The organism is Variovorax sp. Varisp36, assembly GCF_047304235.1.
Lineage (GTDB): Bacteria > Pseudomonadota > Gammaproteobacteria > Burkholderiales > Burkholderiaceae_C > Variovorax.
The window spans coordinates 167,964-177,990 of record NZ_JBGLYU010000006.1 but is presented as its reverse complement, the minus strand read 5'-3'; the positions used below and the strand labels follow the sequence as shown (position 1 = coordinate 177,990).

Here is a 10,027-nt window from a genome sequence, read left to right as displayed (position 1 = left end):
GTGAGCCGGCTGGCTCGCAAAGAGGGTGGGTCAATATTCGATGGAAATCGTGGGTCAGGATTCCATGGAAATCAACAATCGGACTTTGCAATCGAGAAGAAGGCGCGCAGGCTGTGGCCGAAAAGCTGGGCGTGTGCAGGCCGACGCTGTACAACTGGAAAAACGGAACTGTTCTACCCTCGGGACTGGAGGGTCGCCACGGTCGAACAGTTCATCAAAGAAGTCCTACATCCGCTGGTACAACGAGAAGCGGATCAAGATCTCCCTTGGCTCTCTCAGCCCCATCGAATATCGAGAGAGTCTTGGACTTGCGACATAAAACCAGTCCCAAGTTTTTATCCGCCCCCAACGTAGTGTTTCAGCTGCCAACCCCAGTAGCTGGTCAAGCAAGCTTAGTCCTTCGGGCTAGGTAGCGTTGCGGGCCGGTATCGATTTCGCATCGACCAACGCCTGTGCGTTGGGCTTGGTGCACGGGCCCGCGCATTGCGGCCCTCGCCCTTGTTCAACTCTCGGATCGGTCCGGAACTCGCCCAATACTGAGCGCGTCGGACGCGGTGCACCGAGATGCAGGTAACGCAGTTCATCCATCAAGGCACTCCAAAGCGAAGGACCGCCCTTTTCCAGCAACTCCGAGCGCAAAGACGCCTCCGGATGCGTATGCCGAAGGCCCCAGGCCGCCATACATGCGAGCAGAGGTACAAGCTGTATGGCCGCTTCCGTGAGGCTGTAGATGCCTTTCTGCTGATGATTCGGATCCGAAGATCGTGTCAGCAGGCCAGACGCGGTCAAGTGCTTCAGCCGGCTTGCGAGGATGTTCGAGGCGATGCCTTCCTTGTTTTGCTCAAGCAGAGCGCCATAGCTGCGCCTGTTCTCGAACATGACATCGCGGATAACGATCAGGCTCCAGCGGTCGCCGATCTGCTCAAGCGTCAGGTTGATCGGGCAGCCCGATCGTCTTGTTTGCGACAAAGTCCTCTCCTAAATTTCTACTTGCATTATGCAAGTTGTAGGCGTACTATTCAACCACTTGCACAATGCAAGTGCCGTAGAGATATTGGCAGATCGTTAGGAAACACTATGAAATTCTCCACCATCACTTCGCGTGCCGTGCTCGCGGTATCGCTGGCATTCGCTGGCACCTTCGTTGCGGTAGCGCCGGCCCAAGCTGCAGCGCCGATGCAGCACAAGCAGGTACCGGGCTTCTATCGCGCGATGGTTGGCGACTATGAAGTCACCGCGCTCCATGACGGCAGCGCCGGCATTGACTCCAGCCTCCTGCATGGCGATCCGGCGCTCATCCAGTCTCTCCTGGCGCGCTCCTTCCAAAACGATCCCAAGAATGTCTCGGCCACCGTCCAAGGCTTCCTCGTCAACACCGGCTCCAAGCTCGTTCTCATCGATACGGGTGCAGGCGGCCACTGGGGCCCGCCCGCGCTGGGCAAGCTCGTGCAGAACTTGAAAGCCTCCGGCTACAAGCCGGAGCAGGTTGACCTGGTGCTGCTGACCCATCTTCACGCCGACCATGCTGGCGGAATCTACAAAAACGGGAAACGCGTCTTCCCGAATGCGACCGTGATGATGAAGAAGGCCGACGCCGACTTCTGGCTGTCGAAGGAAATTATGACCAAGGCCCCGGAAGACGCAAAAATCTTCTTCAAGGTGGCACAGGATGCCGCCGCGCCTTACATCGCTGCCGGCAAGTGGAAGCCGTACGAAGGCATGGACGAAATCGTCCCCGGCATCGCACCGTATGCCATTCCCGGCCATACGCCCGGTCACACCGGCTACATGATTTCCTCAAAGGGTCAGTCGCTGCTGGTCTGGGGTGACACCGCTCACGTCCTCGCCGTCCAGATGCCGCACCCGGAAATCGGCATCGCCTTCGACTCAGACGGCCCGACGGCCATCAAAACGCGTGAAGACCTTCTTGTGAAACTCGCCGCGGACAAGACGATGATTGCCGCCGCCCACATGCCGTTCCCTGGCCTGGGTCGTCTTCGCAAGGCCGACGCCGGCACTGGCTACGACTGGGTGCCGGCAACCTTCCTCAACCTGAAGTGAGTCGACCCATGACCTACGATTCATCTTCCGTCCGCAAGCTCCGCGATGCGATGTTCGCCTTCAACATTGCGCATCCCGAACAAACCATCGAGACGCTCCGCGTTGGCATGGAGGCAATTCCACAGGCAAACCCGCCGGCGGCTGACCTGGCCGTGGAGCCGACCAAACTCGGTGGCGTGGCCGCGGTAGCGATTACGGCTCCCGGCGCGTCCAAAGACCGTGTCATCTACCATTTCCACGGTGGTGGCTGGGTGGCTGGCTCTCCTGCCTCGCATCTGGGGATGCTCGGAGAGCTGTCTCGCACGGCAAAGTCCCAGGTCATCGTTCTGGACCACTCCAAGGCACCAGAGCACCCATTTCCGGCTTCCTACGACGAGTCCATCCGCGGCTACGAAGCACTGCGTGCACTTGGCAAGCCGTTCGCCGTGACAGGAGACTCCAGTGGCGGTGGCATGGTTCTCAACGTTCTTGCCTACGCGTCCTCGAAGGGCCACAAGGACGCGCGAGCAGCGCTACTGATCAGCCCATGGGCAGACTTAACGCTGACGCTGCCCTCGTTGACGCAGTTGGCCGACCGCGACCCCATGGTCAACGCGAGTGCGATGCGGGAGATGGTCGAGGCTTACGCTGGCAACCACGATTTGAAGGATCCGCGCATCTCACCCATGTTCGCCGACATGCACGGTTTTCCTCCACTGCTCATCCATGTCGGAAGCGACGAGGTACTTCTCGACGACGCGCTTGAAATTGACCGAAAGGTGCGCGCGGCCGGCGGCGAGTCGCACCTTGAGGTCTGGCCGGAAATGCTGCACGTTTGGCACATCCAGACAGGCTCATTGCCTCAGGCCCACGACGCGCTGCAGAGAGCCGGCGAGTTTCTCGTCGGGCACTTCGAGAAGTAGCACGCGTGCCCTCAACCAAAACGTAGACACTAGATTGGAGATCGTAATGACTACTGACACCAACCCGCCAGGAACGGCATGGATGCAAATCGTCAAGAAGAAAGGAACGAGCGAGTTCGCGGCGTCGTTCACCGCTGACGCCAGCCTTCAGACCTCCCCCCTCAGCAAGGCCGTGGTCGGCCCGACACTCATCGGGGCGTTCTTTACCGCGACGAGCACGATGTACGAAGACTTCGTGTTCACTGCGGAGACGGTCGACGGTGGGAAGACTTACCTTGAGTGGGAGGCCATCCACGGTGGCAAGCCGATCGCCGGCGTCACCATACTCACTCGGAATGAGTCTGGCCTCATCAACAACATCAAGCTCTTCCAAAGCCCGTTTCCCGTCGTTCGTGAGTTCTCGTCTGGCCTCAAGGAGCGACTCGCAGGAACACTTGGTCAGGACTTCTTTGGCTGAGCCGGGAAAACAGCCCAACTTCATTGCCTCAAGCAACCTCAACAACACGACCGAGGAAACACTCATGCCAATGTTTCACGCCCACATTCCGGCTCAAAAGTTCTCTAGCGAAGAGAAACGGGCTTTGGCGGATGCCTTGAATCTCGCTCTTCATGAAGCCATGGATACGCCCATGGATGACCGTTTCGTCATCATCAGTGAGCACAAGGACGATGAATTCTTCATCCATCCGACTTTTCCTAACCTGAAGAGATCCGACAAGGCCATCATCGTAACGGTGACGGCCGGTACGAGCAGGACGGTGGAGCAAAAGCGCAAGCTCGCGGAGTTGGTCACCCGATACGCAGTAGAAAAGGTTGGCGTCGGCCAGGACGATGTCACCCTGATGATGTATGCCATTCCCTTGGAGAGCATGAGCTTCGGCGGTGGAAAGCTGGTCTCTGACATCGACCTCTCTATGCCTTGGGTAAACAAATAAGAAGCACGAAGCTGCCCTGTTCCTTGGAAACGGGGCAGCGAAATTGACTTGAAACGGATGTCTCGTTCGTTTCTCAGGCGTGGGTCTCATCTGGCTTCGATCCGACACCATTCTCTGGACGAGTATCGGAATGAATACAGCCACCACTCCGGCCCTGGTGCCTCGGACGCGCACCGAGCCGGAGGCGTTGGAGGCTGCACTCCTTGCGCCTGCCCCAAAGAAGTAAAGCTATGACCGACTGGCATTTCTACGAACCGGCGCAGGGGCATGCCCTGCGTCACGATCCACTCAACGCCATCGTCGCTCCGCGACCGATTGGCTGGATCAGCACGGTCTCCAACGACGGCGTGCGCAACCTTGCGCCCTACAGCTTCTTCAACCTGTTCAGCTACAAGCCGCCGATCGTCGGCTTTTGCTCGCTTGGTGCGAAGGACTCGCTCGCCAACGCGCGTGACACCGGCGAGTTCGTATGGAATCTGGCGACGCGTGAACTCGCCGAGCCGATGAACGCCTCCGCGGCGATTGTGCCAGCACACGTCGATGAGTTCGAGTTGGCCAAGCTGGAGACGCTGCCTGCTGCCAAGGTGCGGCCATCGCGCGTTGCGGCTAGTCCGGTGCAGTTCGAGTGCGTGGTCACCCAGATCGTGCAGCTTGAGGCGCAGGACGGCGCGGCGCTCCCGGCGTGGCTGGTGCTGGGCGAAGCAGTAGCGATCCACATTGACCGGCAGCTGATCAAGGACGGCGTGTACCAGACTGCGCGGGCGCGCCCGATCCTGCGCGGCGGTGGGCCGGCCGACTACTTCGAAATCGGCGCGGGGCAGCTCTTCACGCTTGAGCGACCGGGTGATTGACTTGACGTCGAGCGAAATCGTGCACGCAGCAATTCATCGCCGGCCGCTTGATGGCGTCCGGAAATTTTCCGCGGAACTCGGCCGCCGTCTGCAAGGCAAGGTCGATGCCAGTCACTTTTACGGCGCCGCCTGACATCTTTCTACAAGGAGAACTCTCATGTTTCACCGTACCGATATCGCATTCGAAGCCGAGGGCGGCGTCACGCTGCGCGGCTGGCTCTATGTGCCCACCGGCGGGACCGGCCCCCATCCCGCCATCACTATGGCGCATGGCTACGCAGGCGTGAAGGAGCACGGCTTGGAGCGATTCGCCGAGAAATTCGCCTCCAACGGCTTTGTCGTCCTCCTGCACGATCACCGCAACTTCGGCGCCAGTGACGGCACGCCGCGCCAGGATATCGATCCATGGCGTCAGATCGCCGATTGGCGGCGCGCGATCAGCTTCCTCGAACACCAGGACATCGTCGACGCGAAGCGCATCGGCTTGTGGGGCACGAGCTATTCCGGCGGCCACGCACTCGTGCTTGGCGCAACCGAACGCCGCTTGCGCGCGGTCGTCACGCAGGTGCCGACGATCAGCGGCTTCGAGCAAGGACTGCGCCGCATTCCGCCCGACGCCGTCGCCGGCATCGAGGAGGCCTTCTCGGCGGACGAACGCGCGCAGGCGCGCGGCGAGCCGCCGCGGCGGCAGACGATCGTCAGCGCCGATCCGGCCGTCCCTGCTTCGTACCGCGCCAAGGACGCCATCGAGTTCTATCTGCAGCCCGTGCCCGACGGCGCCTGGGAGAACAGCGTCACGGTGCGCTCGACGCGCGCCGCGCGCATGTACGAACCGGGCGCGTGGATTGCGCGCGTGTCTCCCACGCCGCTGCTGATGATCGTCGCGCTGCAGGACACGATCACGCTGACCGATCTCGAGCTGGCCGCCTACGAGCGCGCCCTTGAGCCGAAGCGCCTCGTGACGATCCCCGGCGGTCACTTCGATCCATACATCACCAGATTCGATCAATCCAGTGCCGCCGCGCTGGACTGGTTCAAGGAACACCTCGCGTAACCGCAACTTGCGACAACGCAGGAGCCCGATATGTCTCATCTCACCCATACCATCGAGCATGGCATTGCCACGATCATCCTCGATCGCTCACCGCAAAATCGCATCGGCGACCAGATGGTTGACGAACTGGCCACGGCGATCAACGCGATCGAACGCAGTGACGCGCGCGTCGTGCTGGTGCGCGCCGAAGGCGAGAACTTCAGCTTTGGCGGCGACATCGTGCCGTGGCCCGACGACACCCCCCGCCAGTTGCGTGCGCGCTTCGAGGGTTACATGGACGTCTTCAATCGCTTCGAACGCCTGCCCTTGCCTGTCATCGCGGTGGTACACGGCTTATGCGCCGGCGGTGGTTTCGAGCTGGCGTTGCGCGCCGATGTCGTCTTTGCCGCCGAAAGCGCAACGTTCTGCCATCCGGAACAGTCGCTTGCTTTGGTCACCCTGCTGGGCGGCATCTACCGCGTCGCCGAACGCGCAGGACGCGCACGTGCCATGGAATGGGCACTGACTTCCGAGCGCGTCCCCGCCGCAACGATGGAGCGCTTCGGCGTGATCAACCGCGTCGTCGCCGATGCCGAGCTGCTTGCCGAGGCGCATGCCTTCGCCGCGAAGTTCGTGCACGGCCCGACACGCGCCCACGCCGCGCACAAGGCCTTGCTGCGCACCTGGGCCAACGGCGGTGTCCAGGCGGCCGACGATGTGATGTTCAACGTTGCCATGCCCTTGTTCGAGACAGAAGACGCGAAGGACGGGCTTGCCTCGGCCATCAAGGCCCTGAAGGCCGGCACGCCGCGCCCGCCGCTCGAATTCAAGGGCCGTTGATCCGCCACGCAAGCCCTGTCAAGGAGCGGAACGTGCACGAGTTGCTGGAGCGGGTGATCGAGGCGCACGGGCGGATTGGCACGCTGGAAGCGGCATGAAACGCTCAGCGCCACTGTCGTGACGGGTTGACCTGCCCCCGGTCCTCACTTACTTAACCAAAGGAATTCACATGCCTCATCCATTCCCCGATTTTCGCCTTACTGGCCAGGTCACCGTCGTTACTGGCGGCGGTAGCGGTATTGGCCGGGCCCTAGCACACACGTTTGCTGGCGCGGGTGCCCGGGTCGTTGTACTGGATACAAACGGCGCGGCGGCAGAGCAGGTGGCCAGCGAGATTGGCTCGATGGCACAACATGCGGTTGCGGACGTGTCCAATGAAGACGCAATCGAAAGCGTCATGAAGGACGTCGCCCGCCAACACGGTCGAATCGACGTGCTATTCAACAACGCAGGTATCAATCGGCGCAACACTTCGTTTGATTTGACGATCGCGGATTGGAATGCGGTTGTAGCAGTAAACATGACCGGCATGTTTCTTTGCGCCAGGGCCGCCGCGCGGCATATGCGCGATGGCGGCGGCGGGCGAATCGTCAACACTGCATCGATACTTGGTATTTCCGGCGGTTGGTATCCGAATATTGTCTACCAGGCTACTAAAGGCGCAGTGGTCAATATGACCCGTTCGTGGGCTGTCGAATGGGCGCCCTACAACATCCGCGTCAACGCTGTAGCGCCGAGCATTATTCGCACTCCAATGACCGAAGCGCTCACAAGTCAACCGGAAGCGGTTGCGAAATTCGAAGCGCTGACACCGCTAGGACGACTGTGCGAACCTGCGGACATGACCGGGCCAGTATTGTTTCTTGCTACTACCGCATCGAGCATGGTTACCGGCCATATCCTTCCCGTCGATGGCGGCGTGTTGGCGCAATAAGAGTTGAACCCAACCGATCCCAACAGATCGTCGATCCAGATTTGGGCCACGGGTTTCCTGTTCAGTACGCCACACAATTTGCCGGTTCTGCCCTGCAATTTCTGAATTAATTAAATTGAGACATGGAGAAAACACTATGAATTACAAGGGGTTTGACCTTGCTGGAAGAGTCGCAATAGTAACCGGCTCGACTTCCGGAATGGGGCTGGCCATTGCTCGTGGCTTGGCCCAATGTGGTGCGCAAGTCATTGTATCCAGCCATCTCCAGTCGGACACCGATGCGGCAGCGTCGTTATTGGCAAGCGAGGGTTTCGACGTCAAAGGTATCCCCTGCGACATCACCAATCTGGACGGCGTCAAACGCTTTGCCGAAGAATCCAAACGCGCTTTCGGTCGCGTCGATATTGTCGTTTGCCACGCGGCCGGCCCGGTCCCGGTCGGACCGATTGCCGACACCGACATTGATCAGCTGGGCGCTTTGCTCCTCACAACAGTGCGAAATAACCTGGTGTTGGTCCGTCAATTCTTGCCGGAGATGGCCGAACGCCGCTACGGGAGCGTTCTCATGACGTCCAGTATTGCATCGGAACGCGCCAGTCCGGCCCTCGGCGCCTATGGTGCCGCCAAGGCTGCGCTGAACGGCGTGGTACGCAGCATCGCGGCGGAATGGGGGCAATGGAACGTTCGCGCCAACGCCTTAGCCCCGTCGATGGTACGCACGGCGTTCTCGCAAATCATGTTGAACACCCCAGAAGCTGAAAAAGCGATGGCCGCAAAATCGCCCTCTAACCGCATCGCCGAACCAGACGATGTCGTCGGCGCCGCGATTTTGCTGGCGTCGCCAGCCGGATCGTATATATCTGGCCAAACCCTGCTCATCGACGGCGGTCGTTCAATCATTTAACCCGTACTACGGCGCGCTTCGCGCTGACCCACACAAAAAATACGGAGACAACCATGTCGGAGAATCAAAAAATTAATGTCCGCTCATTCATCGATGAGCGGCCGGTCGGACGCTATCAAATCTTTATCATTATCTTGGTTTTTCTGGTCGTTGCATTTGATGGCATGGATGTCGCGATCATGGGTTTCGCCGCGCCGGAAATCATTCGGACCTGGGGCATTACAAAGTCGCAAATGGGCTCGATCTTGGGGGCAGTTTTCTTCGGCGTAGCAGCCGGCGCCCTCATTGCAGGCCCCATCGGCGACCGCTACGGTCGCAAGCTCATTCTGACCGCGAGCGTGTTCTGGTTCGGCGTGCTGACCTTGGTTTCCTCTCAGGCGGCAGACGTCAATATGTTGATCACGCTGCGGATCTTGACAGGCCTCGGCCTCGGTGCGGCATTGCCGAACGCTGTTACGCTGATTTCCGAGTATGCGCCCATGAGAAAACGCTCGCTGATCGTCACGATCGTCTATAGCGGTTTTACTGGCGGGGCTGCCGTTGCCGGTCTGATTGCGGCATGGCTGCTTCCGGCATTTGGATGGCGAGTCATGATCGCAATTGGGGGGCTGCTCCCGATCGCATTGGCCCTCGTCCTAGCCATGTGGCTGCCTGAATCGGTCGCGTTTCTCACGCTGAAAGGAAAACGCCTTGCGGCCATCCCTAAAATTCTCCGCAAAATCGACAAGAGCTCCAACGTCCTCTCAGACGCCGCGTTTTGGATTCCGACACCCGTTGATCAATCAAAGGGATCTGTCGCCATCTTGTTCACAAAAGCCTATGCCATGGGGACTTTTTTGCTGTGCCTGGCGTATTTCATGGGCGTGTGCGCCACGTACGTCATGGTCAACTGGCTGCCAGTCATTGCCAAGGACGCCGGCTTCACCCTCGGGCAGGGCGTGGTCATTACGTCCCTGATCACGCTCGGCGGTCCGATCGGATCGATCTGTATCGGTGCGATCATGGATCGGGTACGTCCGCACTGGGTACTGGTACCGACGTTTCTGATCGCTGGCGCATTCCTCGCCTCCCTCAGCGTCGCACCAAGAAATTTCGGTGCCTTGTGCGTCTTGATGTTTGCCTTGGGATGCTTCTTCCATGGATCAATGACTGGCTTGCAGGCGCTCTCGGCTATGTCATTCCCAACTGCGGCCCGCTCGACAGGAATCAGCTGGATGCATGGCTTCGGCCGCTTGGGCGCTATTGCCAGCGGCTTTATCGGCGCAACCATGATGAGCTGGGGGTGGGGACTCGGACAGATTTTCCTGGCGCTGGCGGTGCCGATGGTCGTCGCAGCCTGCGCCGTCGCCCTTTTGGGCATGCGCAATAAGCGCACGCGTATCGAGCGTATTGAAATAGGTAACTCACAGGCACTCAGTTTGCGAACCTGACCCTCGAACGGTCCTTCTGGTCGTTCGGTATGGTTGGAGTCTCATTACGACCAGCGGCTCGTGCAGCATGGCGATGCGGCCGTACGGACCGTACGACATCAGCATCGGATGACGACCAGCGCCATCTGGTCGAAAAA

The 10,027-nt window shown here is 59.8% G+C and carries 12 protein-coding genes and 1 pseudogene; 12 read left to right on the top strand and 1 reads right to left on the bottom strand.

Annotated elements, in window-relative coordinates:
• Nucleotides 1-159: 159 nt before the first annotated feature.
• Nucleotides 160-319 (top strand): annotated as a pseudogene (locus ACCD11_RS06260) (IS3 family transposase); the annotation flags it as partial.
• Nucleotides 320-405: 86 nt separating this feature from the next.
• On the opposite strand, the gene ACCD11_RS06255 reads toward ACCD11_RS06260, so the two are convergent.
• Nucleotides 406-969 carry a winged helix-turn-helix transcriptional regulator gene (locus tag ACCD11_RS06255; RefSeq protein ID WP_413313015.1) on the bottom strand — a complete coding sequence of 188 codons (564 nt, stop codon included), beginning with the start codon at nucleotides 967-969 and terminating at the stop codon, nucleotides 406-408.
• Between the two features lie 108 nt (nucleotides 970-1,077).
• On the opposite strand from ACCD11_RS06255, the gene ACCD11_RS06250 reads away from it, so the two are divergent.
• The 11 genes from ACCD11_RS06250 (at nucleotide 1,078) to ACCD11_RS06200 (ending at nucleotide 9,890) form a co-directional block, all read left to right on the top strand.
• Nucleotides 1,078-2,061, top strand: a complete 984-nt coding sequence (locus ACCD11_RS06250) for an MBL fold metallo-hydrolase (RefSeq protein ID WP_413313013.1) — start codon at nucleotides 1,078-1,080, stop codon at nucleotides 2,059-2,061.
• Nucleotides 2,062-2,069: 8 nt separating this feature from the next.
• Nucleotides 2,070-2,963, top strand: coding sequence for an alpha/beta hydrolase (locus ACCD11_RS06245; RefSeq protein ID WP_413313011.1), 894 nt, complete (start codon nucleotides 2,070-2,072; stop codon nucleotides 2,961-2,963).
• Nucleotides 2,964-3,009: 46 nt separating this feature from the next.
• Complete coding sequence (locus ACCD11_RS06240; protein WP_413313009.1) at nucleotides 3,010-3,420, top strand: hypothetical protein; 411 nt, start codon at nucleotides 3,010-3,012, stop codon at nucleotides 3,418-3,420.
• A 64-nt stretch (nucleotides 3,421-3,484) separates the two neighbouring features.
• Nucleotides 3,485-3,898 (top strand): tautomerase family protein, encoded by a 414-nt coding sequence (locus tag ACCD11_RS06235; protein WP_413313007.1) that lies wholly within the window; start codon nucleotides 3,485-3,487, stop codon nucleotides 3,896-3,898.
• A gap of 230 nt (nucleotides 3,899-4,128) precedes the next feature.
• Complete coding sequence (locus tag ACCD11_RS06230; protein WP_413313006.1) at nucleotides 4,129-4,749, top strand: flavin reductase family protein; 621 nt, start codon at nucleotides 4,129-4,131, stop codon at nucleotides 4,747-4,749.
• 1 nt (nucleotide 4,750) lies between these two features.
• Nucleotides 4,751-4,882 carry a hypothetical protein gene (locus ACCD11_RS06225; RefSeq protein ID WP_413313004.1) on the top strand — a complete coding sequence of 44 codons (132 nt, stop codon included), beginning with the start codon at nucleotides 4,751-4,753 and terminating at the stop codon, nucleotides 4,880-4,882.
• 24 nt (nucleotides 4,883-4,906) lie between these two features.
• Entirely contained in the window at nucleotides 4,907-5,803 is an 897-nt protein-coding gene (locus tag ACCD11_RS06220; protein WP_413313002.1) for an alpha/beta hydrolase, read from the top strand.
• A gap of 30 nt (nucleotides 5,804-5,833) precedes the next feature.
• Nucleotides 5,834-6,622 carry an enoyl-CoA hydratase/isomerase family protein gene (locus tag ACCD11_RS06215; protein ID WP_413313000.1) on the top strand — a complete coding sequence of 263 codons (789 nt, stop codon included), beginning with the start codon at nucleotides 5,834-5,836 and terminating at the stop codon, nucleotides 6,620-6,622.
• 169 nt (nucleotides 6,623-6,791) lie between these two features.
• Nucleotides 6,792-7,556, top strand: coding sequence for an SDR family NAD(P)-dependent oxidoreductase (locus tag ACCD11_RS06210; RefSeq protein WP_413312998.1), 765 nt, complete (start codon nucleotides 6,792-6,794; stop codon nucleotides 7,554-7,556).
• Nucleotides 7,557-7,692: 136 nt separating this feature from the next.
• Nucleotides 7,693-8,460, top strand: coding sequence for an SDR family NAD(P)-dependent oxidoreductase (locus ACCD11_RS06205; RefSeq protein ID WP_209536935.1), 768 nt, complete (start codon nucleotides 7,693-7,695; stop codon nucleotides 8,458-8,460).
• Between the two features lie 53 nt (nucleotides 8,461-8,513).
• Nucleotides 8,514-9,890 carry an MFS transporter gene (locus ACCD11_RS06200; RefSeq protein ID WP_413312995.1) on the top strand — a complete coding sequence of 459 codons (1,377 nt, stop codon included), beginning with the start codon at nucleotides 8,514-8,516 and terminating at the stop codon, nucleotides 9,888-9,890.
• Nucleotides 9,891-10,027 lie beyond the last annotated feature (137 nt).

Excerpts from the sequence above, each read along its gene's own strand:
- ACCD11_RS06250 (WP_413313013.1), top strand. The coding sequence starts at position 1,078 with ATGAAATTCTCCACCATCACTTCGCGTGCCGTGCTCGCGGTATCGCTG.
- ACCD11_RS06245 (WP_413313011.1), top strand. The coding sequence starts at position 2,070 with ATGACCTACGATTCATCTTCCGTCCGCAAGCTCCGCGATGCGATGTTC.
- ACCD11_RS06240 (WP_413313009.1), top strand. The coding sequence starts at position 3,010 with ATGACTACTGACACCAACCCGCCAGGAACGGCATGGATGCAAATCGTC.
- ACCD11_RS06235 (WP_413313007.1), top strand. The coding sequence starts at position 3,485 with ATGCCAATGTTTCACGCCCACATTCCGGCTCAAAAGTTCTCTAGCGAA.
- ACCD11_RS06230 (WP_413313006.1), top strand. The coding sequence starts at position 4,129 with ATGACCGACTGGCATTTCTACGAACCGGCGCAGGGGCATGCCCTGCGT.
- ACCD11_RS06220 (WP_413313002.1), top strand. The coding sequence starts at position 4,907 with ATGTTTCACCGTACCGATATCGCATTCGAAGCCGAGGGCGGCGTCACG.
- ACCD11_RS06215 (WP_413313000.1), top strand. The coding sequence starts at position 5,834 with ATGTCTCATCTCACCCATACCATCGAGCATGGCATTGCCACGATCATC.
- ACCD11_RS06210 (WP_413312998.1), top strand. The coding sequence starts at position 6,792 with ATGCCTCATCCATTCCCCGATTTTCGCCTTACTGGCCAGGTCACCGTC.
- ACCD11_RS06205 (WP_209536935.1), top strand. The coding sequence starts at position 7,693 with ATGAATTACAAGGGGTTTGACCTTGCTGGAAGAGTCGCAATAGTAACC.
- ACCD11_RS06200 (WP_413312995.1), top strand. The coding sequence starts at position 8,514 with ATGTCGGAGAATCAAAAAATTAATGTCCGCTCATTCATCGATGAGCGG.